General features: G+C 42.0%; 17 protein-coding genes. 14 read left to right on the top strand and 3 right to left on the bottom strand.

Annotated elements, in window-relative coordinates; genetic code table 11:
• The first annotated feature begins 5 nt into the window (after positions 1 to 5).
• The 8 genes from nqrF (at position 6) to dinB (ending at position 7,994) form a co-directional block, all read left to right on the top strand.
• The gene (nqrF, locus tag MSG37_RS12675) at positions 6 to 1,253 is read left to right on the top strand and encodes an NADH:ubiquinone reductase (Na(+)-transporting) subunit F (RefSeq protein ID WP_248471023.1); all 1,248 of its coding nucleotides are present in this window, start codon (positions 6 to 8) and stop codon (positions 1,251 to 1,253) included.
• A 29-nt stretch (positions 1,254 to 1,282) separates the two neighbouring features.
• Positions 1,283 to 2,299 carry an FAD:protein FMN transferase gene (locus MSG37_RS12670; protein ID WP_248471022.1) on the top strand — a complete coding sequence of 339 codons (1,017 nt, stop codon included), beginning with the start codon at positions 1,283 to 1,285 and terminating at the stop codon, positions 2,297 to 2,299.
• Between the two features lie 12 nt (positions 2,300 to 2,311).
• Positions 2,312 to 2,533 carry a (Na+)-NQR maturation NqrM gene (nqrM, locus tag MSG37_RS12665; RefSeq protein WP_248471021.1) on the top strand — a complete coding sequence of 74 codons (222 nt, stop codon included), beginning with the start codon at positions 2,312 to 2,314 and terminating at the stop codon, positions 2,531 to 2,533.
• Positions 2,534 to 2,867: 334 nt separating this feature from the next.
• Positions 2,868 to 3,335: a bacterioferritin gene (gene bfr / locus MSG37_RS12660; protein ID WP_248471020.1), complete on the top strand. Its 468-nt coding sequence runs from the start codon at positions 2,868 to 2,870 to the stop codon at positions 3,333 to 3,335.
• A 12-nt stretch (positions 3,336 to 3,347) separates the two neighbouring features.
• Entirely contained in the window at positions 3,348 to 3,815 is a 468-nt protein-coding gene (gene bfr / locus MSG37_RS12655) for a bacterioferritin (protein WP_248471019.1), read from the top strand.
• Between the two features lie 363 nt (positions 3,816 to 4,178).
• A complete protein-coding gene (locus tag MSG37_RS12650) occupies positions 4,179 to 4,391 on the top strand; it encodes a hypothetical protein (RefSeq protein ID WP_248471018.1) in 213 nt (70 codons plus the stop codon).
• Between the two features lie 381 nt (positions 4,392 to 4,772).
• Entirely contained in the window at positions 4,773 to 6,773 is a 2,001-nt protein-coding gene (locus tag MSG37_RS12645; RefSeq protein WP_248471017.1) for a methyl-accepting chemotaxis protein, read from the top strand.
• Between the two features lie 144 nt (positions 6,774 to 6,917).
• On the top strand, positions 6,918 to 7,994 hold the full coding sequence (dinB, locus tag MSG37_RS12640) for a DNA polymerase IV (RefSeq protein WP_248471016.1): 1,077 nt from the start codon (positions 6,918 to 6,920) through the stop codon (positions 7,992 to 7,994).
• A gap of 92 nt (positions 7,995 to 8,086) precedes the next feature.
• Here the strand turns inward: dinB and MSG37_RS12635 are convergent, their stop codons facing one another.
• The gene (locus MSG37_RS12635; protein WP_248471015.1) at positions 8,087 to 9,547 is read right to left on the bottom strand and encodes an aminoacyl-histidine dipeptidase; all 1,461 of its coding nucleotides are present in this window, start codon (positions 9,545 to 9,547) and stop codon (positions 8,087 to 8,089) included.
• A 283-nt stretch (positions 9,548 to 9,830) separates the two neighbouring features.
• On the opposite strand from MSG37_RS12635, the gene MSG37_RS12630 reads away from it, so the two are divergent.
• Positions 9,831 to 11,363 (top strand): leucyl aminopeptidase family protein, encoded by a 1,533-nt coding sequence (locus MSG37_RS12630; RefSeq protein WP_248471014.1) that lies wholly within the window; start codon positions 9,831 to 9,833, stop codon positions 11,361 to 11,363.
• A gap of 1,600 nt (positions 11,364 to 12,963) precedes the next feature.
• On the opposite strand, the gene MSG37_RS12625 is transcribed toward MSG37_RS12630, so the two are convergent.
• Both MSG37_RS12625 and MSG37_RS12620 read right to left on the bottom strand, forming a co-directional pair.
• Positions 12,964 to 13,992: a methionine synthase gene (locus tag MSG37_RS12625; protein WP_248471013.1), complete on the bottom strand. Its 1,029-nt coding sequence runs from the start codon at positions 13,990 to 13,992 to the stop codon at positions 12,964 to 12,966.
• Between the two features lie 24 nt (positions 13,993 to 14,016).
• Positions 14,017 to 14,994, bottom strand: a complete 978-nt coding sequence (locus MSG37_RS12620) for a DUF1852 domain-containing protein (protein ID WP_248471012.1) — start codon at positions 14,992 to 14,994, stop codon at positions 14,017 to 14,019.
• A 341-nt stretch (positions 14,995 to 15,335) separates the two neighbouring features.
• Here MSG37_RS12620 and MSG37_RS12615 point away from each other — a divergent pair, with 341 nt between their 5' ends.
• The 5 genes from MSG37_RS12615 to MSG37_RS12595 all read left to right on the top strand — a co-directional run bounded on the left by MSG37_RS12615 (position 15,336) and on the right by MSG37_RS12595 (position 18,808).
• Positions 15,336 to 16,145 (top strand): sulfite exporter TauE/SafE family protein, encoded by an 810-nt coding sequence (locus MSG37_RS12615; protein WP_248471011.1) that lies wholly within the window; start codon positions 15,336 to 15,338, stop codon positions 16,143 to 16,145.
• A gap of 616 nt (positions 16,146 to 16,761) precedes the next feature.
• A complete protein-coding gene (locus MSG37_RS12610) occupies positions 16,762 to 17,328 on the top strand; it encodes a GNAT family N-acetyltransferase (RefSeq protein ID WP_248471010.1) in 567 nt (188 codons plus the stop codon).
• A gap of 94 nt (positions 17,329 to 17,422) precedes the next feature.
• Complete coding sequence (locus MSG37_RS12605; RefSeq protein ID WP_248471009.1) at positions 17,423 to 18,244, top strand: potassium channel family protein; 822 nt, start codon at positions 17,423 to 17,425, stop codon at positions 18,242 to 18,244.
• A gap of 29 nt (positions 18,245 to 18,273) precedes the next feature.
• Positions 18,274 to 18,468 (top strand): DUF456 domain-containing protein, encoded by a 195-nt coding sequence (locus MSG37_RS12600; protein ID WP_248471008.1) that lies wholly within the window; start codon positions 18,274 to 18,276, stop codon positions 18,466 to 18,468.
• Positions 18,461 to 18,808: a threonyl-tRNA synthetase gene (locus tag MSG37_RS12595; protein ID WP_248471007.1), complete on the top strand. Its 348-nt coding sequence runs from the start codon at positions 18,461 to 18,463 to the stop codon at positions 18,806 to 18,808. Before MSG37_RS12600 ends, MSG37_RS12595 begins: the two co-directional genes overlap by 8 nt.
• Positions 18,809 to 19,604 lie beyond the last annotated feature (796 nt).

The raw sequence follows: 19,604 nt of genomic DNA, 5'->3' as shown, positions 1-19,604 counted from the left end.
AGTTAATGGGTATTCTTGAATCTACACCAATCGATGTATATCTCGGTGTGAGTATGTTTACCGCAATTGTATTGGTCTTGGTATTAGTGATTTTATTCGCTAAATCAAAGCTAGTAGCAAGCGGTGACGTCACAATCGGCATCAACGATGATGCAGATAAAGCAATTAAAACTGCAGCTGGTGGCAAGCTACTAGGCGCACTAGCAGAAAGCGGTATTTTCGTATCGTCTGCTTGTGGTGGCGGTGGTACTTGTGGTCAGTGTAAAGTACACGTTAAGTCAGGTGGCGGTGATATTTTGCCAACTGAAATGGACCATATCAGCAAAGGTGAAGCTCGTGGCGGTTGCCGTTTATCTTGTCAGGTAAACGTAAAAACTGACATGGAGATTGAACTAGAAGAAGAGATCTTTGGTGTTAAGAAGTGGGAATGTGAAGTTATCTCTAACGATAACAAAGCCACTTTCATTAAAGAACTTAAGCTTGGTATTCCTGATGGCGAATCAGTGCCTTTCCGCGCTGGTGGTTACATTCAGATTGAAGCGCCAGCTCACCATGTTAAGTATGCGGACTTTGATGTTCCTGCTGAATACCGTGGCGACTGGGAGCACTTTGGATTCTTTAACCTAGAATCGAAAGTTGATGATGAAACAATCCGTGCATATTCAATGGCGAACTATCCTGAAGAGGAAGGTATCATCATGTTGAACGTGCGTATTGCGACTCCACCACCACGTAATTTAACTCTGCCTTGTGGTAAGATGTCTTCGTACATCTGGAGCTTAAAAGCGGGTGATAAAGTGACTATTTCAGGTCCATTTGGTGAGTTCTTCGCTAAAGAGACTGATGCTGAAATGGTATTCATCGGTGGTGGTGCAGGTATGGCACCTATGCGTTCACACATTTTCGATCAATTGAAGCGTCTTAAGTCTCAACGTAAGATGAGCTTCTGGTACGGTGCGCGTTCTAGTCGTGAAATGTTCTATGTAGAAGATTTCGATGGCCTAGCGGCAGACAATAGTAACTTCCAATGGCATGTTGCACTGTCTGATCCTCAGCCTGAAGACAACTGGGATGGCTACACTGGCTTTATCCATAACGTATTGTACGAAAACTACTTACGTGACCATGAAGCGCCAGAAGATTGTGAGTACTATATGTGTGGCCCACCAATGATGAACGCTGCTGTAATCGGTATGCTTAAAGATCTTGGTGTCGAAGATGAAAACATCCTGTTGGATGACTTCGGTGGCTAACCCTTCTCTTATTGGAGATCTAGGTCAATATGTTTAAGACCTTAGTAAATTGGCTGGCCCTTATCGGGTTAGCCTTTTTTATTTCAGCGTGTACTAAACAAGCTGAAGTGATTTCACTGTCTGGCAACACTATGGGCACGACTTACCACATTAAAGTCGTACCTAATGAAAGAATGCCAGATGTTCAGTTACTGCAAGCAGAGATCGATTTAGCCTTAGAAAAGGTTAACGATCAAATGTCGACATACCGACCGAACTCTGAGTTATCTAAGTTTAACCAGATGACGCGTAATGAAAATGTTGAAGTGTCGGCTGATACTGCCAAGGTAATTGCTGAAGGATTAGCATTATATAAAACCACTGATGGTGCCCTAGATATTACTTTAGGTCCATTAGTTAACTTGTGGGGCTTTGGCCCAGACAAAAGACCGACTCAAATTCCGACTCAGCAAGAGATTGATGAGGCAAGACAGCGTACAGGAATTGAGGCAATTGTTTTAGACGGTAATAAGATCAGTAAGCTTAACCCTGATATTTATGTTGATCTATCTTCGATTGCAAAAGGTTTTGGTGTTGATAAAATAGCCGCCTTGCTAGATAAGTATCAACCAATGGGTTACTTGGTTGAAATTGGCGGAGAGATCAGTCTGCGCGGTACTAAGGCCGACGGTTCACTATGGCGCATTGCGATAGAGAAACCTGGAAACAGCGGCAATGGTATACAGCAAGTGATTGCACCAAAAAATATGGCGATGGCGACATCAGGCGATTATCGTAATTATTACGAAGAAGACGGTAAACGTTTTTCGCACTTGATTGACCCACGTACAGGGTACCCTATAAACCACAGATTAGCGTCAGTAACAGTACTGCATGAAGAGTCAATGATTGCAGATGGTTACGCTACCGCTATGATGGTTTTAGGTACTCAAGCGTCACTAGAACTTGCTAAACGTGAGCATCTAGCGATAATGCTTATTGAAAAGCAAGATGATGGCTTTAAAGTTTTCTACAGTGAAGCTTTCAAACCTTTCGTTACTCAGTAGTTGGAGTCGAATATGAGCAATTTTATTGCGGCTTTTGTCGTATTAATCGGATTCTTTTTATTAATGTCGATAGGCTATTTAGTCAAACGACAAGCTGTCGCTGGAAGCTGCGGTGGTCTTGGTGCACTTGGTATTGAAAAGGCATGTGATTGCGATGATCCATGTGATAAGCGTAAAGCACGTATGGCAGAACAAGAACGCAAAGAAAAGTTAGCGCAAAACCGTATCATCTAATTTTGCATAACTGGCGACAATTAAGGCTCCTTTTTAGGAGCCTTTTTTATATCATTTTTTACTAAAACCTCTCTTTATTGCAGCATCTACTAATATACACTTGATCACTTGTTGTAAAAGCCCTCAAGGTTTATCGCCTTCCCATAGGCTAATCGCCTAGTTTAACTCGATAAAAATACACTTTACGCCAACTTAGGTTTTGTTGGGAATTGAAGCGCTAATGAGAATAGTTATCTTTATTAAGTTTTTGAAATATAAAGTTTATTTGTATTTGGTTGTTTTTTGTTCTAGGTTGTTAATATTGATATAGATCAATTTAACTAAGGACAAACAGATGAAAGGACAACCTAAGGTCATTAGTCAGCTAAACAAAGTGCTGACCAGCGAGCTTACCGCAATTAACCAGTACTTTTTACATGCGCGTATGTTTAAAAACTGGGGACTAGGCGAGCTTAATGAAAAGGCCTACAAAAAATCCATTCAGGATATGAAGCACGCCGATAAACTTATCGAACGTGTATTGTTCCTCGAAGGCTTGCCAAATCTGCAGCAGCTCGACAAATTGCGCATTGGCGAGCACAGTCAAGAGATGCTCGAGTGTGACAAGGTGATGCTTGAAGAAGAACTTATCGTGCTACGCGACGCTATTGCCTTGTGTGAGTCCGAAGCCGACTATGTCAGTAGAGATATTTTAGAGGATCTACTTGAAGATGAAGAAGAGCACCTAGACTGGCTAGAAGCGCAGTTAGAGCTGATCTCACTAACAGGTATGCAGAACTACTTACAATCTAAAATGGACTAACCGGAGGCGATTATGAAAGGTAACAAAGAAGTCATTGATACACTCAACAAATTGCTGACCGGCGAGTTATCAGCTATGGATCAGTATTTTGTTCACGGTTTAATGTACGAAGATTGGGGATTGAATGAACTACACGAACGCATTTCCCATGAGAGTGACGATGAACGTGAACATGCTAAAAAGCTAGTTCAGCGTATTTTGTTTTTAGAAGGCACCCCAGATGTTGCTAGCCGTGAGCCGCTAAATATTGGTAAAGATACTGAGCAGATGCTTAAGAACGATTTAGCCTATGAATATCAAGTGGCAGATAATCTTCGAGTGGCGATAGCGCTTTGCGAAAGCAAGCAAGACTACGAAAGTCGTGAGATCCTTGAAGTACTACTAGAAGAAACCGAGTCTGACCATATGTATTGGCTTGAAAAGCAGCTTGGTTTAATCGACAAAGTTGGTTTACAAAATTATCTACAAAGTAAAATGTAGCGAGATACGCTATATCATAGTTAATAAAAACAGACGCTTACAGCGTCTTTTTTATGGGCAAAGTTTAGTAACTAACAAGGTTTTATGAAGGAGTCATTTTTGGGTTTATCAGCAGTGAGCTAAGCCCTGCCTGTGCCTGTGAAAAACATCGTAGAAAGCGCTACCGCCTAAAAATTCTTGTCTATACTTAAATCGTTGAAAGGGAAGTCGCTCAAGATAACTGTACAGCAAGTATTCAGCTAAAGCGGCCTATTATATGTAGGTACTCAGTATATTGAGCGTAGATTCGACACTAACCCTTGTTAATAAGCACCTTATCATTGGTTAGAGACCCCTTAGTTAACTGGCATGAGGAGGAAGCTTATGTTTAGCGTTTTAAAATCAAATACAGCGGCTCTAGATCGCGATAGCCAGTTCCAAGTAGACTTTTTGCTTGAGTGCATTGAGCGCTATGAAAAGCAACAAGCTAAGCTTGTAAATATGGGGAAATCCTCAACTGATGTGCTGGCTAATCCTATCACTACGCGCTCTGTGTTATCTCGAGAAGAGCTAGCGATGTTAACCACTCTTTTTTAAGCTCTTAATTTAGTAATCCTTAGTTTTAATGCTTAACAGAGCTGTATCGTAAAAGTTGTTAGCGTCAGACTTTCGACTTCATTTCTTATACCCATTTATTGAACTAAATATTTACATATTATTTGGGCTTGTCGCAGCCTAGGTATATAGACCAATAAAGGACAATAAATTAGGCCATTGTTTTTGTTACTGCGGCTTTAGTAACGGTTTTTGCTTAATATTAGTCTCTGGTTAAATATTGTTACTGTTGGCTACATGTGTACTTTTACTAACGTTAGCCCTTGTTACTAGATTAACTACTTTAATCTGCACTCTTTTCTGTTAGATTTGTGACTACCTGATAACGGAACCTACTTAAAAAAATAACAAAGAGGGGAGTCAATGCAGTGGTTTAAACGTTCATTGAGTATGCAGCTTGTTGTGACAATTGTTGGTGCACTTGCTGTGCTATTTACCGTGGTAGCGGTATTTCTGGTTAAAAATGAAAGTAGCAGCACCCGTCAGCAAATCGATAACGATCTGAGCAGCCTAGTTCAATTAAAGTCTACGGAAGTTCGCAGCTACTTTGAGGCTAAAGGCCAGCTTATTCATGCCATATTTGCCGATCCGACAGTCGTTAACTGGTTCAGCCAGTATAATGCGCGTTTAAGCGATCTCTCCCGCGATAAAGATTATCCATCAGTAGTTGAATATTTTAAGCACTTCTCTGATAAAGACAGCGATATTAAGTCAGTGTTTTTTGGTTCGGCCAATACCTTTGAGTATTTCGATTTGAATGGTCGCTATAACGACAGTGAGTATTTTACGAATAAACGCCCGTGGTGGCATGAGGCGATTGAAAAAGATGGCATGTTTGTTGGCGATCCAGCGGTTGATGCCAACGACGGTTCGATTTCTACAACAGTAAAAACCATTGTTAAAGATAAGTCTGGTCGATTTATTGGGATCGGCGGTATGGATATCTTGATTGATACCATAGGTAGCGAACTGCTAGCGCCAATTAAATACCAAGGTGAAGGTCAGGCATTTTTAACCACAGATGCAGGTAAGCTGGTTTATTTCCCAGGCTTTTCAGACAAGTTTCCACCGGGTTCTGAAGCGGCAAAAATTGATAGCCAATTTAAAGATTCACAAGGCTTTGCAGAGCTAAGTCGCCAAATGCAATCACAAAGCACGGGCTTTGCTGAAGTCATGTTTAAGGGCGAGTTACAGCGAGTTATTTTTATTGATGTCGGCGGAGAGTATCCTGAGCAAAAATGGCACTTAGCCTTTATGTTACCAGTTGAAGTGATCGAAGCACCGGTTTCAGAGGCAATCGTTAATTCAATATTATTGTCGATACTCATCATGGCGTTAGTGGGCATTACTGTGTGGGGCACTTTGCTACCGTTCAGAAAGCAGATCAATCAATTGTTAGCCGCAATGGAAGATATTGCCGAAGGCGATAGTGATTTAGCCAAGCGTATTGATATTAATCGTGAAGATGAACTAGGACAGCTTGGAGATGCATTTAACCGTTTTGCGGCTAAAGTGCAGGGAATGCTGCAAGAAACTCGTGAGTTAACGCTACAAGTAGAGCAAGGGGTAGCTGCTGCATCTGATGTCAGCTCTAGAGCGTTACAATCTGTAGCTCAGCAAAAGCATGAGATTGCTTCAGTAGCTACCGCGGCGACTGAAATGGCTCACACTAGCCAAGAGATGGCGGCAAGTGCCCAAAGAGCGAGTGAGTTTGCCGATAAAGCGCAAACACAGTCTAATGAAGGCAGCCTGATTGTGGCGCAGGCGACTCAAGGGATGCAGTCGTTATCAGTACAAGTTATTGAAGCCGCAAAGGTTGTTAAGCAGCTTAGAACACGCTCAGAGCAGATTGGTGAAGTACTTAATGTGATCCGTGGCATTGCCGAGCAAACTAATTTACTGGCGTTGAATGCAGCAATTGAAGCTGCAAGAGCGGGTGAGCAAGGGCGTGGTTTTGCGGTTGTTGCCGATGAAGTAAGAACACTGGCTTCACGCACCCAAGATTCAACCGCCAATATTCAAGAGATTATTCAAACCTTGCAGCTCAATGCTAACGAAGCTGAGCAGGTGATGGAGGCCGGTGTTGAGCAGGCTAATATTGGTCAAGATCTTACCGCCAAAGTTGAAGTGGCATTAGGCGATATTACTGACGCAATTGAGGCGATTCAGCAGCAAACTATTGAAATCTCAGCGGCAGTAGGTCAACAAGCCGTTGTTGCTGAAGAAGTTGCGTGTAACATCGAAAATGTACGTACATTATCTGATGAGTCACTCGCTGCAAGTGAAGCGCTATCGCATAACTTTGATGAGTTTACTCAGGTGAGTGAATCACTGGGTAACAACATTAAACAGTTTAAGATTTAGCCTTTATCATTCGTTTATTGAAAGGAGCCGTTTGGCTCCTTTTTTTGTGAATAGTCATAGCCCGCTATTTCTCAATCGTGAAAATGCGCTTTTTATTGTGCACTGTGTTTTTATACAGTATCATTATTGGCGGAGGATACTGGCTTGCAAAAAATCATTCACGTTGACATGGATTGCTTTTACGCCGCAGTGGAAATGCGCGATTTTCCTGAATTAAGAGGGAAACCTATTGCCGTAGGTGGTCGCAGTGATCGCCGCGGGGTGATCAGCACCTGCAACTATGAGGCGCGTAAATTTGGCGTACGCTCAGCGATGGCATCGGGTTATGCCTTAAAACTTTGCCCTGATTTGATCCTCGTTCCCGGACGTATGCAGGTCTATAAAGACGTTTCTAGCCAAATCCGCGCTGTATTTGAGCGCTATACCGACTTAATTGAACCTTTGTCTCTTGATGAAGCCTACCTTGATGTTACTGATAGTCCGTATTGTAAAGGTTCTGCGACATTAATTGCTGAAGCAATCCGCACCGATATACTGACTGAAACTGGGCTTACTGCTTCTGCAGGTATCGCCCCGGTTAAGTTTCTAGCCAAGATTGCATCTGATTTGAATAAACCTAATGGACAATATGTGATCCGCCCAGACATGATTGATGAGTTTGTAAAAACCTTACCATTGATAAAAATTCCCGGAGTAGGCAAGGTAACCGCCAAAAAGCTCGCAGATCTCGGTTTACATACTTGCAGTGATGTTCAAGCTTATCCAGAGGCAAAGCTCATCGAGCGTTTTGGTAAGTTTGGTGCGGTATTGATTGAGCGTGCAAAAGGCGTTGATAAACGCGGTATTTCACCTAATCGTGAACGAAAATCTGTTGGAGTCGAAACCACATTAGCAAAAGATATTCATACCCTAGAGCAGTGCCGTGCTGTGATGCCGCAGTTAATTCAAGAACTTGGTGCTAGAGTGAGTCGTGGTGCTAAAGACAGGGTGATCAACAAACAAGTTGTAAAGCTTAAGTTTGAAGACTTTAAACAGACGACCATTGAGCATCGTAGTGATGAGATCTCGGTGAACTTGTTTTATCAGTTACTTGAGCAGGCAATGGAGCGGCAGCATGAGCGCGGGATCCGTTTACTCGGTGTGTCGGTGGGTCTCGCATCCAATCAAGTGAATGACAATCATGTAGATATTGACCAGTCACAGATGGATTTAGGTTTTTAACCTTTATTTTTTCGTTATAAAGAAAAAAGGCCACTTATTGCTAGATAATTAGCTAAGTGGCCTTGCATTACGTAACGTATTTAAACCAATGGTTAGTCTTTAGCTGGCGTGCGTTCTAGTACGGCTAACAGCAGCTTCCAGTATTGACCCACAGTGGTGATATTCACTTTTTCATCTGGGCTATGTGGATAACGAATCGTGGGACCAATCGATACCATATCCATATCTGGATAAGGTTTCTTAAATAGACCACACTCAAGACCCGCATGGATCACCATGATGGTCGGCTCTTTGTTGTAGATGGCTTCGTAGGTTTCACGTACGCTTGCCATAACGGGTGAGCTATTATCTGGCTTCCAACCAGGGTATGCGCCGCTGAATTCAACATTTGCGCCAGCAAGGTTAGCAAGTGAAGTTAATACCCCTTCAACTTCAGTGCGACCAGAATCAATTAATGAGCGGATAAGGCATAGGATCTGTACGTTTTCATTATCAGTACTGATAACACCAACGTTTAACGAAGTTTCAGTTACGCCTTCAACTTCATCACTCATGCGGATCACGCCGTTAGGACAAGCATTTAGCAGGTCAACTAAGATCTGCTGTGAGTCTTCACTCATCACTTGTTTTTCAGCTGGGATTTCGTCGAGAGTTAACACAGTACCAGGATCTGCAATTGCCAGTTCTTCACGTACTAGCGCTTGGAATTCACCGATACGAGTCTGCAGTAATGTTAGGTTCTCTGGCGGGATCATAAAGCTGATAGCCGCTTCACGTGGAATCGCATTACGCAGTGAGCCGCCAACAAATTGAGTGAGCTCGATAGCAAGCTCATCAGCATAGTCAAATAAGAAGCGCGCTAAAAGCTTGTTGGCATTACCGCGGCCTAAATGAATGTTCACTCCTGAGTGGCCACCTTTAAGGCCTGAAATTGACAGTTTATAACTGGCATTTGTAGGCTCTGGTGATTGCCAAACCATAGGCACTGTTAGCTGAGCATCAACACCGCCAGCACAACCCATGTAGATCTCACCTTCTTGCTCTGAGTCGGTATTGATTAAAATCTCTGCTTCAAGCATACCAGCTTCTAAACCGAATGCGCCTGTCATGCCAGCTTCTTCATCAATGGTTAATAGTACTTCAAGTGGGCCATGAGCAATGTCATCGGCACCTAATACTGCAAGGGCTGATGCCATACCTATGCCGTTATCAGCACCTAGGGTTGTACCTTTAGCTTTAACCCAGTCACCGTCGACATACGCTTCGATTGGATCTTTTTCAAAATCATGCACTTTATCGGCATTTTTTTGTGGCACCATATCAATATGAGCCTGCAACACTACAGTTTTACAGTGTTCCATACCTGCAGTTGCTGGCTTTTTGATAATAAGGTTACCCACCTTATCTTCAACAACATCGAGTTGCTTGTCTTTAGCCCAAGCTTGAATATGGGCGCTTAGTGCCTGCTCATGTTTAGATGGATGTGGAATGGCACAAATTTGCTCGAACCATTGCCAAAGTGCTTGTGGTTGTAATTGACTTAGTGTGGTCACTTATAATCCCCTATTTTAATAAAATGCGCAGCAAAATTGGTTTAACTGAAGTGCGCTTGAGGCTTGAAATAGTCACAGTCTAACATAGTCTAAGTGCGCTGCGGAGTCGTTTACAGAGGCTGCCGTCTTAGCTTGTCAGCCTAAGTTTCCACTGACTTTTTCATGTTGCATGAAGTGATTGGTAATCGGGGCATATTCGGGGAATAATGCGTTAGCAAATAAGTTGTTTTGCCACATAAACAAGCTGGCACGATGACAAAATAAAATATAAGAAGGAAAGGTTATGGGGTCAGTAAAGTTTGTTGATGTGTCAGAGCAAGATGCGATTTTTGAGGGAAATGGCTGGGATGCATTAGTTGTAGTCACAGCTGATGTGACATCGATTCAGCTTGACGAAGTAGCAATGTTGGCAAGTCATGGGCAAAAGATCGATCAGCGTGTCGGTAAATCGGTAACCTTACTTTTTGCACCGGGTATGGCTGGTGGTAGGTTGATCATTGCCCCTGTTAAACACGCAGATGATGACTACCAAGATGTGCGGATTTTTGCCGATGCGGCGCGCGAAGGGATTAAGGTTGCTAAAGAGGCGGGTGCTAAAAGGCCGCTTTTACTTGTAGACAGTATCAACCAACAGCGTTATCAACATGCTCAGCAAGTTGCCGCGCTTGCGTGTGGCCAAGCACTTTGGCAAGCGCTAGAGCTAAGAGAAGCCGGTGGCGCAGATGAGCCATTAGAAGCAATTGGTATATTAAGTGGCAATAATGGCGCTACGCTGACAGCTATTGAAGCTGGACGAGTATTGGCTCGTGATTTATGCGGTACTGAACCTGAGCGTATGTCAGCCCCTGCTTTTGCTGATTACTGTATTGATGCATTGCAAGACTCTGGTCTAACAATGAGTGTTGTGGAAGATAGAGATATTCTCGAGCGTGACTATCCATTGCTTTGTGCTGTTGGTCGTTCTTCTTTTGCAGTGCTTAGGCATCAACCACGCGTAGTTAAGCTTGAGTATGTTGGCGAAGGGGATATTGAAAAAACCTTCCTATTTGCCGGTAAAGGTGTGGTGTATGACACTGGTGGCGCTGATTTAAAAATCGCTGGTGGTATGGCGGGTATGAGCCGAGACAAAGGCGGTGCAGCAGCAGTTGCAGGGTTAATGAAAACCATTAGTTTACTTAAGCCTAAAGGCATAAGAGTGGTCGCAGAACTAGGCTTAGTGCGCAACAGCATTGGCAGTGAAGCGTTTGTAACAGATGAGATTATTACTGGCCATGCGGGCAAGCGTGTGCGTATCGGTAATACCGATGCCGAAGGTCGTTTAGTGCTGGCAGACTTGCTCTCGCATTTGCGTTTGAAGGCGGTTAATGCGGTTAAACCGCAAATGTTCTCGGTCGCGACGCTAACCGGCCATGTTGTGCGTTGTTACGGCGGTTATACAGCAGTGGTCGAAAACAGCGTTGCTAAGCAAGCAAACGTGGCTAACAGTATGCAGGCAAAAGCATCAATATGGGGTGAACCAATAGAGGTGAGCCAACTACGTCGTGATGACTTTAGTCAAATTGTCGACCCATCTGCAGCAGCTGATATGTTGTCATCGAATAATGCACCGTCATCGGTTACAGCTCGTGGTCATCAGTACCCTGCGGCGTTCTTAATTGAAGCTTCGGGTTTGAGTCGACACGGGCTTAACGCTGCAATGCCAATTGCCTATAGCCATATTGATATTGCTGGTAGCGCAACTGAAGGCCACCCACAATACGGTACGCCAACGGCTACTCCGTTAGTAGGGTTATTTGCTTACATGACTGCGGAATAGATTTCGATCTATTGTTGAGCCTGCTTATGATTAAAACCGATACTGCTTTAGTGTCGGTTTTTTTATTTAGAGTAGGCTTTGGGTGATCGAATAATATCGAAAGCTAATAAATAATGTAATAAAATAACGTAAAATCGCCGTTTTTGAGTTTTTTGAAGAAAAAGCTTGTAATAAAATTACAGTTATTTATAATTATCTTCGTCGGGTAAGCAATGGTGCTTATCGGCACTTAGTCTATCCAGGAAGGATAATTCTCCAAGGAATCGAGCGACAAGTTGACTCTACAAGCCAAAGAACGGCTTTTACTAAAGTAGAGTATTAGGAATTCAACTTTGTTTGGAGTAATCAATATGTTTTTTAGTCACACTATTTATTCGCAAAGCGCTTGGTTAAATACAGATGTTTTGCGTGGCGGTTTATACGCCATGACCTTTAAGGGCTAACCCTCCTTAGGTCGTATCAGTTTCCATCAACCTTTATTACATCTTTTAGATGTTTATAGACCAAGTCGCAAATTGCTTTAGTTAGATTACTGAGCTGTTTGCCATTGATTATCGCTGGCGCGCTAACCAATTTCCGCTAGGAACACTTGAAATGTCTTGCCCACTCATTGAGTGGGCTTTTTTTTAACCAAATTTTATTAATAACTTTAACGCTTGCTGATTTTGGTTTTTTATTACCATTCATTTTGCTGTTGTTCTGTAGTTTATTTGATCGAATTTGCTGTTTGTTTGTGAAATAAACCGTAAAACGGTCATTTTGCGTGATCCTTGTCACGCGCGGTTGTTGTAAAATTACTCTTTACGCACTATTTGAGTATTTTTTAACACAAAGTATTGTAATAAAATTACAGAAGGCTATAATTGTTTTCGTTGGTTAGGCATAGTCCTTCCAATACTTAAGTCTATCCAGGATGGATAATTCTCCAAGGAACCGAGCGACAAGTTGCCTCGTTAAATTAGTTTGGCTCAACCCCATTAACTAATTTAATTTGAGATGATTAATACAACTTTGCTTGGGAGTACAGACAATGTCTTATAGCGGACAAATGACGATTTATTGGCAAAACACTTGGTTGGATTCAAATGTTTTGCGCGGCGGTTTATACGCCATGGCTTTTAAGGGCTAACCTCCTTTTAAAGTGGTTCCATCATCCATCATCCATCAACCTTATAACACCCTTTGGGTGTGTTTAGACTCAAGTGGTATGTCGACCTTGTCGAAATGCCATTGATTAACGCTAGCGCGCTAACCGATTTCCTTTTTTTGGAACACTTGAAATGTCTTAACCAGCTCCTTGAGCTGGTTTTTTTTTGCCTAAAATTTAATGGTTGCTAACGGGCTGGGGATTAATAGTGAGTTTGCAGTGAATTTAACCTAGCAAGATTAAGCCGATTTCCTTTTCTACTCTTTATTCGAGATGCTTGAAACATGTCTTGCTAGCTTCTTAAGCTGGTTTTTGGAGTGGGAGTTTATTGACTTGGCTGTAAAAAACAGACTAACTCAGTTGAATTAGTCTGTTTAGGAGCTTGGGGATTAAATCGTTACAGTAAACAGTTAGCTGCGAGTGCTTTGCACTTTCAAACTACTAAGTAAAAGCTTATGCAGATAATTCTTTGCGGACGATTGCTGCACCAGCGGTTAACGCATGTAGTTTGGCTGTTGCTATCTCGCGTGGTAATGGCGCCATGCCGCAGTTAGTGCAAGGATAGAGGTTTTCAGCATCAACAAACTGCAATGCTTTTCGCAGTGTATCGGCAACTTCCTCAGGCGTTTCAATAGTATTACTTGCGACATCAATTGCACCGACCATGACTTTTTTACCGCGGATCAGTTCTAGTAACTCTAGTGGTACGTGAGAGTTGTGGCATTCTAACGAGACAATATCAATGTTAGATTGTTGCAATTTAGGAAATACCTCTTCATATTGTCGCCACTCAGTTCCTAAGGTTTTTTTCCAATCTGTATTGGCTTTAATGCCATAGCCATAACAAATATGGACAACGGTTTGGCATGTTAACCCTTCGATGGCTCGCTCTAAGCAGGCAATTCCCCAATCATTCACTTCATCAAAAAAGACATTAAACGAAGGTTCATCAAACTGAATGATATCAACTCCTGCAGCCTCTAAATCTTTAGCTTCTTGATTGAGGATTTTGGCAAATTCCCAAGCGAGTTGTTCACGGCTTTGATAATGATCATCATAAAGTGTATCGATCATGGTCATTGGGCCGGGTAAAGCCCACTTTATGGGTTGCTTGGTTTGCTGACGTAGAAACTTAGCATCTTCTACAAAGACCGGTTTTTGTCGAGAAACCGCACCCACAACCGTTGGGACACTAGCATCATAACGGTCACGAATTTTTACGGTTTTACGCTGTTCAAAATCAACACCGTTAAGATGCTCAATAAAGGTCGTAACAAAGTGCTTTCGTGTTTGCTCGCCATCACTAACTATATCTATCCCAGTGTGTAGCTGATCTTGTAATGACACACGCAAGGCATCTTGTTTTCCCTCGGTTAGCGCCTGATCTTGGAGTTTCCAAGGTGACCAAAGGGTCTCTGGCTCTGCAAGCCAAGACGGTTTAGGTAAGCTGCCAGCTGTTGAAGTAGGTAATAACTTTTTCATAATAAATACCGCTATAACTTAAGGTTAAAAGTTGCAATTTGCTGACCATTGCTCAAGCACCATTTGATATGGCTTGATGAAGTGCTCCTCTGCGAACTTGCCTTGCTCAATTGCCAACTGGCTGCGTTCTGCTCGGTCATAGACAATCTGAGTTAACGAATGGTCTAGGTTTTTTAAGTTTGGCTGGTAGCATTTTCCTGCCGCGGCATTAGCATTATAAATTTCTGGTCGGTATATTTTTTGAAAGGTCCCCATGGTGCTTATTGTGCTGATAAGCTCAAGATTGCTGTAATCATTAAGTAAATCACCAAAGAAATAAAAAGCTAAGGGAGCAACACTATTTGGTGGCATAAAGTAGCGAACTTGTAGGCCCATTTTTTTGAAATATTGTTCAGTTAATGAAGATTCATTAGGGTGATATTCAACACCTAACACCGGATGTTGATTTTCCGTTCTATGATAGGTTTTATTATCAGAAACACTGAGGCAGATCACCGGTGATTTATTAAAGTTCTGCTTATAAGTATTAGAATTAATAAAGCTCTTGAATAACTTTCCATGCAGATCGCCGAAGTCATTTGGAATACTAAATTGGGTTTGATCCTTATTATGTTCTAAAAGTAATACACTGAAATCATAATCTCGAACATAGGATGAGAAGTTATTACCAACAATTCCTTCAATACGTTCGTTGGTTTGTTTATCAATAATATTGGTTTTTAATACTTCGATTGACGGGAACGTGTCTCCACCGCCATCAATATCCATATCAACAGAGATGATTTCTAGTTCTACAGAATAGCGTTCGCCAGTAGGATTATCCCAATGAGCTAAGGCATTAAAGCTATTATCAATCATCTTCAATGCATTACGTAAGTTTTCTTGGCGACTGTCACCCCTGGCTAAGTTAGCAAAGTTAGTGGTGATACGAGTGCTGTTTGAAGGATGGTAATTCTCATCTAGGCTTACGCTCGTAATTGTAAAGTTAAAGTCCTTATTCATCGTAATCTATGTCCTATTGTTTGAGGCTAAAGCTAAATTTTTTCTTACGCTATTGACCTTTTTGACTGTTGGTATTTATTTACCTTAGTTCGTTTTATTTTTATTATTTGTTACTGACTAAACGGTTAATAATTTAAAAGGGCTACATATGCTTAAGATTTGAATATCTGTTATACGTTGTTGTGCCTAATAGTCATAACGGGTTTATTTCACCTGCAACATGAGGGAATTTCATGGTCAATTTTGTTTGAATATTAATCTGTTGCTAAGTTATATTGACCGCCCCGAATTGAACATTGTTTGATTGTTTTATCCCCTAGCTAGAAAATGAGATTAATTGAATGAGTGAATTACTATTATTGATAATATTTTGCGCTTTACTGGGTAGTGGCGTTGGATTTTTGGCTGGGCTGTTAGGGATTGGTGGGGGCTTAATTATTGTTCCAGTGCTGAGTAGCATTTTGCTTCATTTTAATATTCTACCTACTGAGCAACTGGTGGTAAGTGCTATTGCAACGTCATTAGCATCAATATTATTTACTTCAACCTCTTCAGCGATTGCCCATCATAAAAACGGTAACGTGCCATGGGAGCTGGCCCCTTGGGTGATGATGGGGGTTGCACTGGGTGCACTTATCAGTGGTTTTATCGCGGCATTATTGCCTGAGAAAATTGTACGTATTGTGTTTGCTGTTAGCGTGGTATTGATAGCATTTAAGATGCTTTACAGCAGCAAAAGCAACTCTATTGCAGAGCGACCTATGGCGGGCAAAGCTCTGTTAACTTTGTGTACGACAATAATAGGCGGATTATCAGCCATGATAGGGATTGGCGGAGGGGCTCTATTGGTGCCAATGCTGACCTTTTTCTCTGTTGATATGAAAAAAGCCATTGGCTGTGCATCGGCGTGTGGAATTGTTATCGCTCTTTTTGGATCTGTAGGGTATATCAGTTCTGGTAGTCGCTATTTAGCGCTAGAAGATGGTTTTGCCGGTTTTGTCTATTTACCGGCTTTGCTCGGTATTGTGTGTACTTCATGGTTTACTGCGCCTATAGGGGCAAAAGCGACACAACATCTACCTGTTTCTTTGATTAAAAAAATCTTTGCGGCGTTATTGATAGTGATCGCTGCAAAAATGGTTATTTCATAGAGCGTCGAGCTCACGACGTTTAAATGTCGTTGTTTCAGTCGATGCGGTGTCCATTTAGCTTAGTCTTGCTTGATGTTAAAAGGGGAAATGCCCCCAAAGTTGGTTAGCCTTCGAATGAAGGTTGATCACATGTAGGGCTAATCGTTTTTGGATCTAACTTGGAAATGCACCAAAGTGAGTTAGCCTTTGAATGAAGGCTGATTACATTTTTTTGGGGAGCGCTATCTGATAGCCAGTTATGAGTTTCAGCTTCATAGTTATCAATCGCCTGCCGCGGGCGTATGTGCAGATACTGCTGAAGCTCGCCGCTAGTACATCCGTGTAGGCTCAACGAAAACATCCTTGTTTTCGACGGCTTCAGCCGTATCTGCACTCGGCTAGCCAAGCATAATTCTGGTGATCCGGAGTAATGTCTATAAGGGCTAGTTCATTATCCGTATCTATCGCTTATTCGCTCCGACCCCTTTATGGTTAGATTTCCGCTTTAATCTTACAAGAGACCCGATAAATGTTCTGCATTACTTTATGGGGATAGTACATTCAACCATCTTGTTAACATCAGTAGGTTAACCTATTTACATCAATGGTTTACATTGCTAGCTTTGACACTCTTTTAATGAAGAGCAGGGATTTATCCGAGACGCAGGATAATGAGCTGTTAACTGAACTCAGAGGTGTCATTATCACAATTCTTATCGAAACAAATCGCCTTCAGATGCGACAATTCACATTGGAGGACGTTGATGCTGTTTATGAGTTCTCGACTTGCTCTGATGTTATGCAGTTCACTGGGGACGCCGGCGTCATAAAAAGTAAGGCAGATGCTGAAAGTATAATCAGAAACGTATGGCTGGCAGAATACAAAAGGTATGGTTATGCCCGCTATGCCCTTGTCCACAAGGATGACAAAAAGGTAATAGGTTTCTGTGGTGTTAAATATGAGCCAGAACTTGGTTGTCCTGACATAGGCTACCGTATGCTATCCAAGTACTGGGGACAGGGTCTTGGAACTGAAGCAGTGGGCGCAGCTCTTACTTACGCGCGTGAAGTGCTGGGTCTCAAAAAAATTATAGGAGAAGTCGTAGAAGAAAACGTAGCTTCAAATAAGCTGCTTTTAAAACTTGGCTTTTGCCATACAGAGACGTATGAAAAAGATGGTTTCGTAATAAACCGATATGAATGATACGTCACTCAGTTAACAAGCACGGACAGACAGGTGTGAGGCTGCAAAGCTGCGCCGCTGCCGTGAGCGTTAGGGATCAGGATATAAATTCACGATGGTAGATAAATTGATAGAGCAAAAGCCGAAAATCTATGGGTGGGCATATATTGTTTTTGTAGTAGCTTACTTTGTAATTTATCTTACTTTTCAATGCGCTTTAGGGTTGCCGGAGTCTTGGGTCGATAGTGCTTACCTAAGTTTGGTGACTATTACTACGCTAGGATTTGGAGATATTACGCCGACAACAGATATTGGGAAAATAGTCGTATCTTCTCAGGCGTTCTTTGGTGTTATGATTTTAGGTCTATTTCTAAACTCACTTTCACACGAGAGAAGTAAATCCCTTTCTGACACGGAGAAACAGATTGAGCTAGATAGAAAGGAGGAGTTGAGAAAGAGCTTGGAAATGCACTCCTGCTTATTGCTGGATGTGTTTAAGTCTGCAAATCCTTTCGCTTGGGATAAGCATGCTAAATATAGCGCTCCAATGGACGAACTTGAAGATTTTTGTAGGTCAACTTACTCAACAATTAATACTCCCAAAAGCAAAGTTGGCCCATTGCATACAAAAATGCTCCTTGAGACTGTGCATCAGAATTACGACACTCTTTTAAGCCTAACTCCGGTTGCAGCTGAAATTTCGAGTGAATACCTTTTAGAGTGGAGCTCACTCCTAAGCAATATCAGGAACCTCAAACAGCAGTATGAAAGAAAAATGGAAGCTGTTAAAGAAGGTGGAACTATTGATTGGCCTACCAATGACGATATTAGCCTGCAAGTACAAGAGCTTATACAAACGAGTCTATTCATGAGTAAGCGAGACAAAATCCCTAACAAGTCAAGCAACACAGACGGCGATAAAGTCGCCGGTGCTTGAAGCGGTCTTGATAAATAATGGAGTATAAATTGAGCGACGATAAAGATAAAAAAGATAGAACCGAAGAAGAGAACACTCGAACAACAGGTGCGGCAATTGGAGGAGCTATTTTTGGTGCTTCTATTGGTGGCCCAGTAGGTGCAATCTTTGGTGGGATAGTTGGTGCTGTTTTAGGAGAAGTTGCTAACGATTCTAAAAATAAGGGAGATAAAGATAATGGATAAGGCCATTTTGATCCCTTCGGTTGTCCTTGCTGCATTGATGATGTGTATCTATCTTTTCCGTTGCTGGCGATCAGGTAAAGAGGCTAATAATGCTGTCCTAATCAGCTCAATATTAAACTCAAGTGGTATTGTTTGCGGTATTGCTTTAGCTGTTAGCCCTTTCTTTCCTTATGTTAAAGAGCTCATTGGAGGCATTGATATTTATATTGTTATTGGCGGAGTGGCTGTCTTGTTTGTATCTAGCCAATCTGTTCATAAAGACGTAATTAAATCCACTCGTAATTCAACAGTTAACAAGTCAAGTAACTCGGACGGCGATAAAGCTGCCGCCGGTTCTTGAAGCGTTAGCCTAGCAATTTGAGACATGATGCCAACCATAAAGGGGTCGTAGCCAATTAGATAAATTGAGCTACTTTTTCTCATCTAAGTCACTGGCGATGGACCTGATACTCTAACGTGTTTTTATCCAATAACGAGCTAGAGCTTTAGCCGTAACTCTATATTCCACAGGTTGTGCTTTTCTAACTCGGTGTAGATACGGCTGAGGCCTTTGATGGCATGGATGCCATCGTAGAGCTTACAGGGACGTACTTGCTGCGTGTCTCAGAAGTGTCTGCACATGCGCTGGCCGCAGGCCATTGGAACCACTGTTGTTGGATGTCACTCTAAACCTAAAAATAACATTATGACTATGTTGTATAGCCTCTTGGGTGCTGGCGAAGCGCCGCGACTTTAGTTGTTAGACGTAGTCTAACTTTCAGCCCTCGACCTTTTATCAAACGAAGTTTGATTGCTTCAACGCTTAGTTGTTAGACCCAGTCTAACTTTCTCGTCGAAAACTCGACCGTTCCCAATTGTTATTAACAACAAAACAATCACCCAACTGAAGCTGACTAAATCTGGCTTAAGCTAAATCAGACCCCCTCGTGAGTTGGTAAACTCAAAAACAAACATGTGTTTGAAATTACTGGTCTCTGACCTTAACCCTCCGTATAATCCCTGCTGAATGTATGTTTTGAACAACTTTCGTACACATCTATATTCGTACCTTGTTAACCTAGACTAATTGAGCGCTAAACATCGATTGTTTGCTAACTAGAAAAGTCTTACTGAGATTAGCAATAAATACACCCTAC

It is taken from the genome of Shewanella sp. 1CM18E (assembly GCF_023161665.1).
Taxonomy (GTDB): Bacteria; Pseudomonadota; Gammaproteobacteria; order Enterobacterales; family Shewanellaceae; genus Shewanella.
This window is presented reverse-complemented; position numbering and strand designations above follow the sequence as displayed.

Coding starts and splice junctions, on each gene's coding strand:
- nqrF (WP_248471023.1), top strand. CDS start 6: ATGGGTATTCTTGAATCTACACCAATCGATGTATATCTCGGTGTGAGT.
- MSG37_RS12670 (WP_248471022.1), top strand. CDS start 1,283: ATGTTTAAGACCTTAGTAAATTGGCTGGCCCTTATCGGGTTAGCCTTT.
- nqrM (WP_248471021.1), top strand. CDS start 2,312: ATGAGCAATTTTATTGCGGCTTTTGTCGTATTAATCGGATTCTTTTTA.
- bfr (WP_248471020.1), top strand. CDS start 2,868: ATGAAAGGACAACCTAAGGTCATTAGTCAGCTAAACAAAGTGCTGACC.
- bfr (WP_248471019.1), top strand. CDS start 3,348: ATGAAAGGTAACAAAGAAGTCATTGATACACTCAACAAATTGCTGACC.
- MSG37_RS12650 (WP_248471018.1), top strand. CDS start 4,179: ATGTTTAGCGTTTTAAAATCAAATACAGCGGCTCTAGATCGCGATAGC.
- MSG37_RS12645 (WP_248471017.1), top strand. CDS start 4,773: ATGCAGTGGTTTAAACGTTCATTGAGTATGCAGCTTGTTGTGACAATT.
- MSG37_RS12630 (WP_248471014.1), top strand. CDS start 9,831: ATGGGGTCAGTAAAGTTTGTTGATGTGTCAGAGCAAGATGCGATTTTT.
- MSG37_RS12625 (WP_248471013.1), bottom strand. CDS start 13,992: ATGAAAAAGTTATTACCTACTTCAACAGCTGGCAGCTTACCTAAACCG.
- MSG37_RS12620 (WP_248471012.1), bottom strand. CDS start 14,994: ATGAATAAGGACTTTAACTTTACAATTACGAGCGTAAGCCTAGATGAG.
- MSG37_RS12615 (WP_248471011.1), top strand. CDS start 15,336: ATGAGTGAATTACTATTATTGATAATATTTTGCGCTTTACTGGGTAGT.
- MSG37_RS12610 (WP_248471010.1), top strand. CDS start 16,762: ATGAAGAGCAGGGATTTATCCGAGACGCAGGATAATGAGCTGTTAACT.
- MSG37_RS12605 (WP_248471009.1), top strand. CDS start 17,423: ATGGTAGATAAATTGATAGAGCAAAAGCCGAAAATCTATGGGTGGGCA.
- MSG37_RS12595 (WP_248471007.1), top strand. CDS start 18,461: ATGGATAAGGCCATTTTGATCCCTTCGGTTGTCCTTGCTGCATTGATG.